15 protein-coding genes are annotated in these 13,862 nt (G+C 41.6%); 11 read left to right on the forward strand and 4 right to left on the reverse strand.

All coding sequences use genetic code 11. The annotated features are described in order from the left end of the window. Positions 1-57: 57 nt before the first annotated feature. Both D7Z94_RS16425 and D7Z94_RS16430 read right to left on the reverse strand, forming a co-directional pair. Positions 58-1,392 carry a S41 family peptidase gene (locus tag D7Z94_RS16425; protein ID WP_120712662.1) on the reverse strand — a complete coding sequence of 445 codons (1,335 nt, stop codon included), beginning with the start codon at positions 1,390-1,392 and terminating at the stop codon, positions 58-60. Then, positions 1,389-1,862: a MarR family winged helix-turn-helix transcriptional regulator gene (locus D7Z94_RS16430; RefSeq protein ID WP_158594662.1), complete on the reverse strand. Its 474-nt coding sequence runs from the start codon at positions 1,860-1,862 to the stop codon at positions 1,389-1,391. The genes D7Z94_RS16425 and D7Z94_RS16430 overlap by 4 nt, the downstream gene beginning before the upstream one ends. A gap of 198 nt (positions 1,863-2,060) precedes the next feature. Between D7Z94_RS16430 and D7Z94_RS16435 the strand changes: the two genes are divergently transcribed. The 6 genes from D7Z94_RS16435 to D7Z94_RS16460 all read left to right on the forward strand — a co-directional run bounded on the left by D7Z94_RS16435 (position 2,061) and on the right by D7Z94_RS16460 (position 7,252). Beyond that, entirely contained in the window at positions 2,061-3,350 is a 1,290-nt protein-coding gene (locus D7Z94_RS16435; protein ID WP_120712664.1) for an APC family permease, read from the forward strand. A gap of 100 nt (positions 3,351-3,450) precedes the next feature. Next, positions 3,451-4,491, forward strand: coding sequence for an alpha/beta hydrolase family protein (locus D7Z94_RS16440; protein ID WP_120712665.1), 1,041 nt, complete (start codon positions 3,451-3,453; stop codon positions 4,489-4,491). Positions 4,492-4,511: 20 nt separating this feature from the next. Continuing rightward, a complete protein-coding gene (locus D7Z94_RS16445) occupies positions 4,512-4,949 on the forward strand; it encodes a hypothetical protein (protein ID WP_147415916.1) in 438 nt (145 codons plus the stop codon). Positions 4,950-5,022: 73 nt separating this feature from the next. Continuing rightward, positions 5,023-5,817, forward strand: coding sequence for a sugar phosphate isomerase/epimerase family protein (locus tag D7Z94_RS16450; protein ID WP_147415917.1), 795 nt, complete (start codon positions 5,023-5,025; stop codon positions 5,815-5,817). 88 nt (positions 5,818-5,905) lie between these two features. Continuing rightward, positions 5,906-6,718 carry an AraC family transcriptional regulator gene (locus D7Z94_RS16455; RefSeq protein WP_245967230.1) on the forward strand — a complete coding sequence of 271 codons (813 nt, stop codon included), beginning with the start codon at positions 5,906-5,908 and terminating at the stop codon, positions 6,716-6,718. Positions 6,719-6,868: 150 nt separating this feature from the next. Beyond that, positions 6,869-7,252, forward strand: a complete 384-nt coding sequence (locus D7Z94_RS16460) for a VOC family protein (RefSeq protein WP_120713178.1) — start codon at positions 6,869-6,871, stop codon at positions 7,250-7,252. A gap of 66 nt (positions 7,253-7,318) precedes the next feature. On the opposite strand, the gene D7Z94_RS26095 is transcribed toward D7Z94_RS16460, so the two are convergent. Next, positions 7,319-7,441 (reverse strand): hypothetical protein, encoded by a 123-nt coding sequence (locus tag D7Z94_RS26095; RefSeq protein WP_262696934.1) that lies wholly within the window; start codon positions 7,439-7,441, stop codon positions 7,319-7,321. Positions 7,442-7,716: 275 nt separating this feature from the next. On the opposite strand from D7Z94_RS26095, the gene D7Z94_RS16465 reads away from it, so the two are divergent. The 4 genes from D7Z94_RS16465 (at position 7,717) to D7Z94_RS16480 (ending at position 9,872) form a co-directional block, all read left to right on the forward strand. Continuing rightward, positions 7,717-7,995 carry a hypothetical protein gene (locus D7Z94_RS16465; RefSeq protein WP_120712669.1) on the forward strand — a complete coding sequence of 93 codons (279 nt, stop codon included), beginning with the start codon at positions 7,717-7,719 and terminating at the stop codon, positions 7,993-7,995. Between the two features lie 89 nt (positions 7,996-8,084). Next, positions 8,085-8,909, forward strand: a complete 825-nt coding sequence (locus tag D7Z94_RS16470; protein WP_158594663.1) for an alpha/beta hydrolase — start codon at positions 8,085-8,087, stop codon at positions 8,907-8,909. Between the two features lie 43 nt (positions 8,910-8,952). Then, on the forward strand, positions 8,953-9,465 hold the full coding sequence (locus tag D7Z94_RS16475) for a DUF2165 family protein (protein WP_120713179.1): 513 nt from the start codon (positions 8,953-8,955) through the stop codon (positions 9,463-9,465). A 59-nt stretch (positions 9,466-9,524) separates the two neighbouring features. After that, on the forward strand, positions 9,525-9,872 hold the full coding sequence (locus D7Z94_RS16480; RefSeq protein ID WP_120712671.1) for a VOC family protein: 348 nt from the start codon (positions 9,525-9,527) through the stop codon (positions 9,870-9,872). Positions 9,873-9,877: 5 nt separating this feature from the next. Here the strand turns inward: D7Z94_RS16480 and D7Z94_RS16485 are convergent, their stop codons facing one another. Further along, complete coding sequence (locus D7Z94_RS16485) at positions 9,878-10,561, reverse strand: cell division ATP-binding protein FtsE (protein WP_120712672.1); 684 nt, start codon at positions 10,559-10,561, stop codon at positions 9,878-9,880. A 243-nt stretch (positions 10,562-10,804) separates the two neighbouring features. On the opposite strand from D7Z94_RS16485, the gene D7Z94_RS16490 reads away from it, so the two are divergent. Beyond that, complete coding sequence (locus D7Z94_RS16490) at positions 10,805-13,828, forward strand: tetratricopeptide repeat protein (protein WP_120712673.1); 3,024 nt, start codon at positions 10,805-10,807, stop codon at positions 13,826-13,828. Positions 13,829-13,862 lie beyond the last annotated feature (34 nt).

The raw sequence follows: 13,862 nt of genomic DNA on the forward strand, positions 1-13,862 counted from the left end.
AACAAATGTCCAAGTTTCCGATCCAACATCCATGCAGGGCATATTGCAAAGTGGCCTTTATTTTCCCATCCTTGCATTCTGATCGGTTCTTCCGCTGTCATAGAGCCCCTTTAGTCCCGTTACTTTTCCATTTTCCTTCAACATTTCAATACGAAATGCAGGAACTTCCGCTATCCGAAACTTATTTTGGGACATGGGGATAAGTCGGTACTCCGTGTTTCCCTCCCTTTGGTAGTAGAGTGCACCCTCTTTGTAATAAATCTTCCTGGGACCATAATCGCCGGCATAGGATTTCAAAATCTTTTGATCCACGGTAACAGGTTCCATTTGGGATTGAATACCTTCCATGGCCCATTTGAGGAAAAAAGCGCCCTCTTTTCCCTCATTCTTTTTTAATAGCATCTCCAAGGCCTTTAGCTTGGCCGTTTCAAGGGCATCTTTGGCCGATACCTTGATGTGGGGCTCTACTCCGGTACCTTCCCAATTGGTCTCGGTAATGGGGTTAATGGCCCTGCCGTCCGGGACAAAAATGGCAAAACGTTCCGTAGCAATTTGTGTTCCCCCGGGATGTGCGCCACCTCCGGTAACCTCCCCGATCAAGGTGGCCCGTTCCAGGTTGCGAAGGTTATAGCTAAACTCCTCGGCCGCGGAGAACGTACTGCTACTGGTAAGTACGTAAACCGGTACGTCCGGTCTGCGTTTTCCGGGTACGTAAGGTAAGGTCCAGGTTTGCGTCTGCTCATCGTCGGCCCTATTGTAAAAATTGTTCAGATGAACCGGTTCCGGCCCGTACAAATAACTGGTGATCAGCTGGATCATGGCCGGGCTCCCACCCCCGTTCCGGCGAAGGTCAATGATCAGGGCATCCGTATTGCTCAAGAAATTCATGGTTGCCGCCGCTGCCGCACCAGCCTCCTCGCTCACACCAAAAAAACCGGTAAGGTTCAAATACCCGATGTTTCCGTCCAGAATCTTTGCTTCCCGAAACCCGTAGTTGGAGCGTCTGTTGTTACGTAGACGGCGTTCCGCGAGGGCAATGCTGTCCACTGCCGAGAGTTCGGCGTTTCGTCTTCGGGCAATACCTTCCGGATCAAATCGTACCCTTAGGTGGAGATCCTTACTGACGGACTGGATATCCTCGGTAAGCTTCTGGGCGAATTCTTGGGCGTCCTTAATCCCGTCATATTTGTTGTCTTGAAGCTGGATTTTGAGAAAATCGGTCATTTTAAGGGCTACTTCCGGAAAAACGTAACTGGACTCCAAAATTGTTGAAATGGAATCGATGACCTGCTTTTTTTCTTGGGCGGATATGCCGCTGTTGTCGTTTTGGGCCGGACAGGCCAGGACCATTCCAACAAGGAATGGGAGAAGGAGGGTTCGGATTTGTTTCATGATTGTTTCGATTTTTGATTTGTATTTTGACAATTTTCGGTGATGCGTTGTAATAGATTTCGTAGCGAAGCTACTTCATCGGCATTAAGACCTTCAAGGGCGGTAGCCCTGTTTTGCATGATAATCGGTATAGATTCCTGCTGTGCCTTTTTTCCCATCGCGGTGAGTTCCAAGGTGTATCGGCGACGATCGTCCGGATGCGGGAATCTTTCAATAAAACCCTTAGTTACCAGAAGGTCGATCATCCGGGTAATGGAGGCGTGATCTTTGAACACCCGCTCCGCGATTTCCCGCTGTGTCAACTTGGGATTATCATGTAGGGTTTTTAAGATTAACCATTGGTCTATGGTCAGGTCCTGGTTCAAGGTGTTCAGATTACGTTGGGCAAATTGCCGGTAGGATTTAATGGTTTTTTCCATCACGTAAAAAAGCACGCTTTCCAACCGGGGTGAAGAATCCATATTTTTCATTGATACAAATATAATTGATATATCAGTTATATACAATAATTTTCTTTTTTCGAATTCAAATGCTTGCATAGGCTATAGGACGAGTCGTTTATGGAAATACCAAAACGGATTTAAAAAATGCTACATTCGTATTACCCATACAGAAGATATAGATTAGATGGTCTATCTCCCTACGTTGGGTATAATAAATAGGCACAAGTGAATAATAAAATAGGATTGAAAGAAACCATGTCTATCGGAATCGGAGGAATGGTAGGTGGAGGAATCTTTGCTGTATTGGGGTTGGCGGTTTCGCTAGCTCAAGGAGGAACGCCAATTGCCTTTTTATTCGCTGGAATTTTGGCCCTAATTACATCTTATAGCTATGTAAAACTCTCTTTGACTTACCCTGACCGCGGCGGAACGGTAAAATTTATCAATCAAGGTTTTGGAAGAACCATATTTAGCGGAGGAGTAAATAACCTTTTATGGGTAAGCTATATCATTATGCTTTCCTTATACGCTTCGGCTTTTGGTTCGTATGCACCCAATCTATTTTCCATCATCAATACATTAACCGATTTCCACATTTATTCAAGTCTGATTATCATTTTAGCAACGGCAATCAATTATTACAGCATTAAGGTCGTCGGTAAAATCGAGTCCTACGCTGTTGTAATAAAACTTGTGATACTACTTTCGTTTGTGCTAATCGGAATTTACGGCCTGATTGGAAATCCAAATCTTTCTCAACTTTCCATTTCAAATTGGGAAGCGCCTGTAAAATTACTGACAGGAGGGATGGTAATTTTCGTGGCATATGAAGGATTTGAATTAATAGCAAATGCAGCACCCGATATTGAAAATCCAAAAAATAACATCCCCAAGGCCTACTACTACTCTGTAATATTTGTCATTTTACTATATATAGTCATTGCGTGGGTAACAGTTGGTTCCCTACCATTTAAGGAAATAGCCACAGCACAAGATTATGTGTTGGCCGAAGCGGCAAAACCAATGCTTGGAAAAGTCGGATTTACCATTATTACGATTGCTGCATTAATATCAACATTTTCGGCTATTAACGCCTCGCTTTTAGGAGGTAGCAGAGTAAGCTATGAGATAGCCAAAGATGATGAGTTGCCCCATCATCTGACCAGTAAATTGTGGAATCAACCTATTGGGTTAATGATAACAGCGGTTGCCACTTTAATCGTTGCAAATCTCTTGAATCTTGAAAGTATTTCAACAGCGGGAAGTATCGGTTTTCTATTGATTTTTGCGATTGTAAATTATGTTGGATTTAAGTTACACGCTGAGGTTAAAGGAAATAAAATCATTCCACTTTTGGGATTTCTGCTGTGTACAATAGCTCTTATAATTCTTATAAGTCAGCAATTTTCAACCAATAAAACAGGGGTGATAGTTGCTATATCAATTGTTGCCCTATGTTTTATAATAGAATGGATATACAAAAAAACCACGCCCGGTACGATGCATAGACAATAGCGACTTGCGGAATACGGTGCGATTTTCCGGCTTGTAACAAATTTGGAAAAGTTCGGTCTATAATGTTTAGGGGGCCGTTGCGTCACATTTAGAGATAAAAATGAAGCGAATTACTACCCTATTATTGCTATTTCTAGTTGGACTTGTCTCAAAGGCCCAGATCAAAAAGGAAATCCTGGATTTTGAATTTGAGGGAGTCACATTAAATGGTGTGCTAAATACTCCTGAAAACATCGACTCCAAAGGAATTGTACTTATCGTCCATGGTTCCGGAAGAACTAACGCCGTTGCCCAGGAATGGTATTCCGATGTACGGGAAACGATTGGAAGGTCGGGTTATGCCACCTATATGTGGGATAAAATGGGGTGTGGCAAAAGTGGTGGAACTTTCAATTACAATCAATCTGTGCAAAATAGTGCTTTGGAGGTAATAGCGGCCATCCATAGCTTAAAAAAGAAGCAAACACCCGGTTCGGATAAAATTGGTTTATGGGGTATTAGTAGGGCCGGGTGGATAAATCCAATAGTGATCAACCAGTACAGGGACATTGCATTTTGGATTTCGGTAAGTGGGGTGGATGGGAAGGAAAACTTCAAATATCTACTCCAAGAGAACCTACGCATTAATGGACTGCCTAAAGATTCTGTAGATGTAATCGTAGGTGAGTGGCTAGAGAGCGTTAGGATCAGTCATTCAGGGGGAAGTTTTAAAGCCTACCAAGATGCTACACCCAACCTTGGGAAAAATCCCTTTTGGCTAAGATTTACCCAAGGAGGAATTACGGAAGAGGGGTATTATGCATACCAACCCACTTTTATGGAGGAAAAACTTGATGAAGAGACTGGGTTACAGGTATATGTTAAGGATTTTGATTCCATCCTATCTCGTATAGACTGTCCAGTTTTGGCCTTGTTCGGGGAAAATGATATGAATGTGGATTGGCAAAAAACCAAAGCTTTATACGAAAGGACACTGGCACCCCATACAGACTTGACCATTAAATCGTTTCCTGATTGTAACCATAATCTATTCGAATGCAAAACAGGAGGCTTTTATGAGATTCAAGATAGCGATTTACCTTTTAAAAGATGTGAAGGTTTTCTCCATGCCATGTCCGATTGGTTAAAGGAAAAAGAATAAGTACACTGTAAATAATAATAATGAATTCATTAAAAATAGGTTCAATAGTTCTTAGTATTTGGAGTAGTCTAAATTTTTTCCCATCACTATATGTGGTGGTAAGTATTCTTTTTCTGGACAAGCATCCACCCGGATTATACGCCATACTAAATGCAGGGGATATCCAATCCATGAGCCCTAAAATGCTGGCTACCGTGGATTCTATCGGCCTTTTTGCCAATTTATCCGTAGCAGCTTTGAATGCATTGATTCTAATTGCTATTTGGAAAGGGTTGACCAACAGAATAGTTTGGGTCTATTGGGCTTTGTTGACAGCATCTATTTTTGCGCTATTGGCAGGAGTAGCTGCCGACTATGCGGTTAATTTTGCCTTTCCCGAAGTTAATATGATATCGGCTTTGATTTTGGCCATAGGTTTTATATTTTCCGGAATCGGACTTTTTAAACCAAGTAAATGAAAATACGTTAAAGTTGAAAGGGCCAACACTGCTACTCCTAGTTTTACTGGTTGTTTTTTACAAAAACGAAGTAATGGCACAAGACATCGGTATGGATAACATTTATGCTTGGTGTATTGTTCCGTATGATAGTTTGGAGCGATCTCCACAGGCCAGAATAGCCATGCTCAAAAAGATGGGGATTACAAAATATGCCTATGATTGGCGGCAGGAACATCTTTCCCAGATGGCAAAAGAATTACAATGGGCCAAAAAGCAGGGTGTTACGGTCATATCGGTTTGGATGTGGATAGATGGGCATGGGGACGCTTTGGGAAATTTAAGCGACTCCAACGAAAAGGTTTTTGAAGTTGTCGAGGAAGTTGGTTATACAGGACAAATTTGGGTAAGTTTCGCCGCCAATTTTTTTGAAGATCTATCCGATACTGCAGCTGTAGCAAAAGGAGCGGAAATGATAGCTTTCTTGAGTAAAAGGGCAGCCGCTTTGGGCTGTAAGATAGGTCTGTACAATCACGGTGATTGGTTTGGGGAGCCAAAGAATCAGATTCAGATCATCAAGGCCTTGCCGAATGAGGATTTGGGTCTGGTCTATAACTTCCATCATGCACACCACCAAATAGATGCGTTCCCGGAGATGGTAGACACCATGCTGCCTTACCTATGGTATGTAAACCTGAGTGGCCTTAGAAAGGAAGGGCCTAAAATTCTCACCATAGGGGAGGGGAATTACGAAAAAGAAATGATCCAACTATTGTTGGAAAAAGGATATACAGGGGATTTCGGTATACTCGGGCATGTAGCCGAAAAGGATGTGGAGAGGGTCCTGAAGGCAAATTTGAACGGTTTAAGAAAAATGCATATTAAATAGGTATCCTTCCTGGGATGCAATATGGATATAAAAATCAATCAGAATCAGTAAACATGGGATTAAGTATCTTTTGAAAATGAAGCCGGCGGTGAAAGAGTTTGAATCCATAAAAAAACTGTACAGGCCGGTACAGCCCACTATTCTCCCTTCGTTTAAAATTGTTTCCTATCGCGAGATTTTACCCGATCCCACTTTGCGGAACGTTATCTATTGTTATTGGCAGCTAAAGACTCTGGAGCCACTTGCCCATCAATTCAATTACCGGGTGGTGGCGGATGGTTGTATCGATATTTTTTTCAACAATCAAAATATTTCCGAAAGTTTCATCATGGGTTTTTGTAAAAAATACACGGAATTTCCCCTGGAGAACACCTTTGATTATGTGGGCATTCGATTTTTTCCCTCTATGGTGCCACAATTGTTTGAGGTCAACGCTTGGGAATTGAGTGATAAAGCTGAAAATCTGGAACTAGTACTACCAAAAATTGCCAAACGCCTAACGGAAAGCATTTCCCCTAACATGGATTTGAATTTGGTTGCAATCCATCTGGACCGGATTATAGGCAACGTTTTTAGCGCTGCAGAATTTGACAAGGATTATCGATTGTACAAGGCATTGCATCTTATTTTAAAAAATTGGGGCACTATTGAAACGGAATCGGAATTGGATATAGGGATAAGTCCAAGGCAATTAAGACGGATATTTAATCACTATATCGGCACAACGCCCAAGACCTTTAGCAAAGTGGTGCGTTTTCAAAATATTCTTAATGCCAAACCTTCCCAACAAAACCTTACCCAAAACAAGTTGTTCTATGATGTGGGCTTCTATGACCAATCACATTTCATAAAGGATTTCAAGAATTTCTACGGCGTAACGCCTACCAGGGCATTTCGTTAATATGTCCGATTTTTACAATGGTACCCCAAACCTCTCCGATACATTTGTTCCAAACAAAAAATAGAACGCATGAAAACCCTAATCACTTTACTGTTTGTGGGAGCCGTAAGCATCGGATTTTCCCAAACACAACACAAAAATGATCATACTATGAAACTAAACGCAGGAGTAATTACCGAGAAATTGGCCGAAACAAAGGATTTTTATACCAATAATCTCAACTTTGGGGTAACTTTTGAAAATGAATTTTATCTGCTTTTACATACCCCGAACAAACAGGCGGAACTAAGTTTTTTGAAACCCAACCATCCTACCCAACAACCTCTATTTCAAAGTGCCTTCAATGGAAAAGGCATGTACCTGACTATTGAGGTGGAGGACGTAGATGAACTCTACAAAAAGATCAAGGATAAAGGAGTGCACATAGCCATAGCGTTAAGGGATGAACCTTGGGGGGATCGGCACTTTGCGGTTGTTGACCCCAATGGTATTGGAATTGACTTGGTTACCTTTACCCGACCGACCGTGGAATAAAAACCGAAACCAACAATGATAACCATAAAAAAAGGGGGCGAGAGCCCCCTTTTAGAGTAACAATTCTTAAGAAAACCGTATTAGCGCCAATGTGGTATGCCTACGGTGATTTCTCCAGCTTTCGTGACGGGTCAATAACCTGTCTGCAACTGTGTTGTTCTCCTTGCGTTGTTTCTTTGTATGTTTCATTGTTTTACTTCTTTAATTTGGTGTGATGGGCGCAATAGGCGTCCCTTTTTACACATACAATGAGACGTACAAAAGCCGATAATCTTACAGGTTTAAGAAGAGTTTAACACCTCAGGAGGCCCTATAGAATGGGAGTTGAGGACGATTTGGTGAAGCTGCGTTTTGACTCCGCCTTTCTAAGGCAAGTACTCTTCAAAAACCTCAAAATGCCATACAAGTAGTATCTGCTCTTAGAATTACGCTTTGGTGCTTTAAATATCAATTCATGCATTGAATTGACTTTGCAAAAGGCAGAAAAAGAATATTATCCTGAAACTTGGAATATTTTGTTAAAAATCCGTTTTAAAGGTATTTCCATTCTCCAACAATCTTCTTTTGTCCGTTCTGTGGAGCAAGATATAGGCAGAAATTCAATACAAAAAGTTAACTTGGGCCTAACCAAAGATTCTCGGATTGCCGGAGAGGTAATCGAACCATTACAAGCAAATACGGATGGTATAAAATGCTTCAGGCTTGAATCATTGGAATCGATTAAAAATAAACCTTACAACTAGCTAACATGAGGTATTTTAAGGGATCTATAATTTTATCTTTCCTTATTTTGTTATCCTGTAATGAAAGAAAAAACCACCAAATGAAGGGTATGTATAAAATTCATGAGAACATTTCTACCCTCCCCAATATTGCTTACAAAACAATTGATTCCTTAACTCTTGAACTGGATATACACATTCCCGTTCTAAAACTTGGGGAAGAACCTTGGGATGTTCTATCGGAACAATTAAAACCAACATTGATATATTTTCATGGTGGTGGTTGGGTAGAGGAGGAAAGGACCTCAAGATTTTTAGGCCTGCTACCTTACTTGGAAAGGGGTTGGTGTGTGGTAAACGTTGATTATAGGTTATTGGATAAGACCAATCTTATGGGTTGTTTGGATGATTGTAATGATGCCATAAATTGGGTTTTGGAAAATTCGCTGAAATACAAGTTTGATCCTGACCGTTTGTATTTATCCGGAGAATCAGCTGGAGGACACCTGGCCTTGTTAACTGGTATGATGGACCAAAGCACAAGAAAAAATGTCCTGTCCAATCCGAAAGATCGAAATATAGCCGGAATAATCAATTGGTACGGTATTACCGATATACCGCAAGCAATCAAATTTTGGAACGACTCGTCCTATAACAAAATGATTTCCGATAAATGGGAGGGCGATTTGGAAATGTATTATGACTTAACTTCGCCCATAAACTATGTCTCACAACATACCCCACCCATACTAAGCATTCATGGAGACGCCGATGTAAATGTGGAAATAGAGCAATCCATTGCCTTGCACAAGCGCTTGGACGTTGAAAAAATTAAAAATCGCCTGATTAAGGTCCCTGGTAAAAAACATGGTAATTTTTCCTCGGAAGAATTGGCATCGATATTTGAGAGTATTTGGGCCTTTCTTGAACCATAGTGGAAGTGGTTCAAAAGGAGGAAATCGACTAAATAAATTGAAAATGTATTCAACTGCCCTATTACTCAGAATCGCAAAAGTTGTTTCAATATTTGCGATAGGTATGATGGCTTTTATCATCGTAATTGGAAATACGACCGATTATTACACCAACTACTATTTTGTGGAACATGTCCTTAAAATGGATACTATTTTCCCTGAAAGCAATATTCAATATCGAGATATAAATAACCCCATACTGATACATGCCGGGTACATTTTGCTTATTATCCTAGAGGCAATAATGGCATTCTGTTGTTTAAAAGGAAGTTGGATTCTCTTTAAAAACCTAAAAAGTGATGCCACAACTTTTCACGCAGCCAAGAAATGGTCAATTGCGGGACTTATTGTTGGAATAATCATTTGGTTTTTCGGTTTTGAGGTAATTGGCGGGGAATGGTTCGCCATGTGGCAAAGTTCTGTTTGGAATGGATTGGGTAGTGCCGAAAGAATCGTAACGTTTATGGTTTTAACACTAATTTTATTGCATCTTAAAGATGAAGAACTTGAAAATTAGCGCAGAACCCTCTATGGTATAAATGAATAATCACTAAATAGTATAAAAATCGAGTGGGAATGGATATAAAGGATAGTCACATTAACTACGTTGAATTCAAAGCGAAAGACCTTGAAGAAATAAAGGGATTCTATACCGCCTCTTTTGGTTGGACTTTTAAAGATTACGGCCCAACCTATACTGCCTTTTCAGATAGTGGACTTGAGGGAGGCTTTGAAAAAAGGGATACAGAAATTATAAATGGGGTATTAGTCGTTTTGTATCATAGAAATCTCGATCTTATAAAGAACAGAATTATCAAGGCCGGTGGAAAAATCACAAAGGAGATTTTTTCCTTTCCGGGGGGTCGCAGATTTCATTTTGCCGATCCTTCCGGAAATGAATTGGCCGTTTGGTCCGATAAATAATCGCATTAAACCGCCCGTTGTACCACTTCAAAAACACGGTTGCTATCGCACTTAAGGGTCTTTGATGGAAATTTTAGGATCAAGGCATAATCGTGGGTGGCCATGAGGATTGTGCGCCCGGATTTATTGATGTCCTGCAATACCTTCATCACCTCTACACTCGTCTGGGGATCCAAGTTTCCCGTTGGTTCGTCTGCCAGGATAAGTTCCGGATCATTGAGTAGGGCCCGGGCAATAGCGATACGTTGTTGCTCCCCTCCGGAAATTTCATGCGGAAATTTAAACCCCTTGGTCTTCATGCCAACCTTGTCCAGAACCTCTTCGATCTGCTTGTCCATTTTTATTGGGTCTTTCCAGCCGGTGGCTTTTAGTACAAAAAGTAGGTTGTTTTTAATATTCCTGTCGGGTAGCAATTTAAAATCCTGAAAAACAATGCCTAGTTTTCTGCGCAAATAAGGGATGTCCTTTTCTTTTAGCAGTTTTAGGTCATAACCTACAATGGTTCCATTGCCCTGTCGGAGTGGAATATCGGCATATAGGGTTTTCATAAAACTACTTTTTCCACTTCCTGTCTTCCCGATAAGGTATACGAATTCGCCTTTATGCACTTCCAGGTTTACCTCGGCAAGGATCAGACTTTCCTTTTGAAAAATGGAAGCCTCTTTCAATTCCAATATCGTTTCTGACATTTTGTTTGCGTTAATAGGTTATTGGATCTGGGTTGGATGAAACGGATAGTCCTTCAAATTTCGCAATTGTATTTTGAACCTTTCTTTGCAACTTCCTTTGTTGATATAAAAGTAATAAGTTCCAATGGAAAAGGAATACATCGTTTTTAAAAATCTTTTTCTTTGAAGGTTAGGATATACTTAGGAACGATATTTGTCGTTACTGTATATAACATCCGGTTATCGATAAATAGTTAGAACACTATGTTGAAAAAAAATACCGCTTTTTTCCCCATTTTTCTGGGGATGTTTTGTTTGGGAATCGCCCAAGAGACCAAAATCTACACCCACGACAAAAAGGACTATCAAGATGCCTTGGCTTTGTACAACAATGAGCAGTACCAAGCGGCACAGACCATTTTTGCCAAAGTAAAGAACAACACTGCAGATTTGGAAACCAAGGCCAACAGTGCTTATTATGAGGCCAATGCCGCAGTACGCTTAAACCAATATGGGGCGGACCGGCTCATGGAGGATTTTGTGGAAAAATATCCTACCTCCACCAAACGGAATTCGGCTTTCGCCGATGTGGCCGAATACTATTTTGAAACAGGAAAGTACCCCTACGCCCTAAAATGGTATAAAAAGGTTGACCAAAGTGCACTTTCTCGAAATGAGATGGACAAGTTCAACTTTAACTATGGCTATTCCTTGTTTTCCTCTAAAAAGCCCAAGGATGCCGAACGCTACTTAAGCAAAGTGACCAATTCTCCGGTCTATGCATCCCAGGCCAAATATTATTTGGGCTACATCTCCTATCAACAGGACGACTATGAAACGGCCAACGAGCGTTTTGACGAGATTACCGATCAAGAGGTGTTGGAAGACAAACTCTCCTACTATCAGGCGGATATGAACTTTAAATTGGGCAAGTTCGAGGAGGCCATTGCCTTGGCCAAGAAGCAATTGCCCAAATCCAACCGAAAGGAAGTTTCCGAACTTAACAAAATAATCGGGGAGGGCTATTTCAATTTAGGCCAATATGCCAACGCCATTCCCTATTTGGAAGAATATAAGGGCAAGCGTGGGAAATGGAGCAATACGGACTATTATCTATTAGGCTATTGCTATTACAAGCAGGGTGATTTTGCCAATGCCATTCAACAATTCAATAAAATTATTGGAGGCACTAATAGCGTTTCCCAAAACGCCTATTATCATTTGGCCGAATGCTATTTGAACCTGGAAAAAAAGCCCGAGGCGCTGAACGCCTTTAGAAATGCTTCCCAAATGGATTTTTCACCGGAAATCCAGAAAGATGCCTATTTGAACTATGCCCGGCTGAGTTATGAAATTGGGAATGCTTATGAACCTGTTCCACAAGTTATTTCCAATTACTTGGAACTTTATCCTAATGATGCGCATACCAAGGAAATGCAGGAGCTTTTGGTAGATTCATATATCTCCTCAAAGAACTTCAGGGGCGCTATGGAGCTTTTGGAAAAAAACCGAGGTTTTGCGAGTAAGGCGACCTATCAGAAAGTAGCCTTCTATCTTGGAACGGAACTTTTTATTGATGGAGATTATGGAGCTGCTGCCGAGACTTTTGACAAGTCGTTGGGTAGTGCCGAGGATGCCTTGTATGAGGCAAGGGCCAGTTACTGGAAGGCCGAATCGCTATATCTGCTCAACCGTTTTGATGATGCCTTGTCCAGCTACATACAATTTAAGCAAAACCCCAGTGCCAAACTCACGGAGGAATATAAGGATATGGACTATAATCTGGGCTATGCTTATTTTAAGTTAAAGGATTACGGGAATACTATTTCCAGCTTTAACGCCTATGCGAACTCTAGTCCTTCGGACACGCAAAAACTGTACGATGCCTATTTGCGTTTGGGGGACAGTTATTTTGTGACCAGCAAATACTGGCCGGCAATCGAAACCTATAACAAGGCCTTGGCCTTGACCGGACCACAGAAGGATTATGCCGCTTATCACAAGGCATTGAGTTATGGTTTTATTGGACGGGGAAATACCAAGATAGAAGAACTTAATTCCTTTGTAGAGAGGTATCCAAAATCAACTTTAAAGGACGACGCGCTTTTTGAACTGGGCAATACCTATATAACTTCGGGTCAAGAGCAAAAAGGTCTGCAGAGCTATAATCGGCTCATCAATGAGTATCGGGGAAGCTCCTTGGTTCCCCAGGCCATGATGCGGCAGGGATTGGTACATTACAACGCCAACCGAAACGATCAGGCCTTGGGCAAATTCAAGTCGGTCGTTAGGGATTATCCCAATACACAGGAAGCCGTACAGGCGGTGGCTACCGCCAAATTGATTTATGTGGATATGGGTCGCGTGGACGAATATGCGGCTTGGGTAGAGAACCTGGATTTCGTAGAGGTCACGGATTCCGAATTGGACAACGCTACTTTTGAATCCGCCAACAAACAAAATCTGGAGGGCAAAAAGGACGCGGCCATCAAAGGTTATGAAAAATATGTGAAGCAATTTCCCAATGGGCTACATGCGGCACAGGCCAATTTTAATCTGGCACAACTCTACTTTGCCAAGGGAGAAAAAGAAAAAGCCTTGCCATATTATGTGTTTGTTGCGGACAAGGGCGGAAGTGAATATGGCGAACAAGCGCTGACGCGGGTATGCGAGATCTATATCGGGGAAAAGGATTATGATAAGGCACTTCCCTACTTGGAACGCTTGGAAAGTGTGGCGAACATTCAGCAAAACCGAACTTTTGCACAGTCGAATTTAATGAAGGGCTACTACGGTCAGAAGAATTACCCAAAGACTTTAGAGTATGCGGACAAGGTATTGGCCAATGGCACTATTGACAATCGTATCAAAAGTGATGCCCAAATCATGATCGCGCGCTCGGCCATGGCCACAGGCGATGAGGCAAAAGCCGAATCCGCGTACAAGGACGTACTGAAAATTGCCTCCGGTGCTACTGCGGCAGAGGCCCTGTATTATGATGCTTATTTTAAAAATAAGTCCGGCGATCACGAGACCTCCAATACAGCTGTACAAAAATTGGCAAAGGACTACGCGGCCTATAAGGAATGGGGAGGTAAGGGCCTTATCATTATGGCCAAAAACTTTTATGCCCTGGATGATGCCTATCAAGCCACTTATATTTTGGATAGCGTAATCGCCAATTTTGCCCAATTTCCAGAAATTGTGACCGAGGCAAAAGGTGAGCTGGCTATTATCAAGGCCAAGGAAGCACAAAGCAATTCTTCAATAAATACCGACGGCAATTAAGATGATGACCCGAGTTTCTAAGACGAAAGAACAC

It is taken from the genome of Ulvibacterium marinum (genome assembly GCF_003626755.1).
GTDB classification, from domain to species: Bacteria; Bacteroidota; Bacteroidia; order Flavobacteriales; family Flavobacteriaceae; genus Ulvibacterium; species Ulvibacterium marinum.

Excerpts from the sequence above, each read along its gene's own strand:
- D7Z94_RS16425 (WP_120712662.1), bottom strand. The coding sequence starts at position 1,392 with ATGAAACAAATCCGAACCCTCCTTCTCCCATTCCTTGTTGGAATGGTC.
- D7Z94_RS16430 (WP_158594662.1), bottom strand. The coding sequence starts at position 1,862 with ATGAAAAATATGGATTCTTCACCCCGGTTGGAAAGCGTGCTTTTTTAC.
- D7Z94_RS16440 (WP_120712665.1), top strand. The coding sequence starts at position 3,451 with ATGAAGCGAATTACTACCCTATTATTGCTATTTCTAGTTGGACTTGTC.
- D7Z94_RS16445 (WP_147415916.1), top strand. The coding sequence starts at position 4,512 with ATGAATTCATTAAAAATAGGTTCAATAGTTCTTAGTATTTGGAGTAGT.
- D7Z94_RS16450 (WP_147415917.1), top strand. The coding sequence starts at position 5,023 with ATGGCACAAGACATCGGTATGGATAACATTTATGCTTGGTGTATTGTT.
- D7Z94_RS16460 (WP_120713178.1), top strand. The coding sequence starts at position 6,869 with ATGAAACTAAACGCAGGAGTAATTACCGAGAAATTGGCCGAAACAAAG.
- D7Z94_RS26095 (WP_262696934.1), bottom strand. The coding sequence starts at position 7,441 with ATGAAACATACAAAGAAACAACGCAAGGAGAACAACACAGTTGCAGAC.
- D7Z94_RS16470 (WP_158594663.1), top strand. The coding sequence starts at position 8,085 with ATGTATAAAATTCATGAGAACATTTCTACCCTCCCCAATATTGCTTAC.
- D7Z94_RS16475 (WP_120713179.1), top strand. The coding sequence starts at position 8,953 with ATGTATTCAACTGCCCTATTACTCAGAATCGCAAAAGTTGTTTCAATA.
- D7Z94_RS16480 (WP_120712671.1), top strand. The coding sequence starts at position 9,525 with ATGGATATAAAGGATAGTCACATTAACTACGTTGAATTCAAAGCGAAA.
- D7Z94_RS16485 (WP_120712672.1), bottom strand. The coding sequence starts at position 10,561 with ATGTCAGAAACGATATTGGAATTGAAAGAGGCTTCCATTTTTCAAAAG.
- D7Z94_RS16490 (WP_120712673.1), top strand. The coding sequence starts at position 10,805 with ATGTTGAAAAAAAATACCGCTTTTTTCCCCATTTTTCTGGGGATGTTT.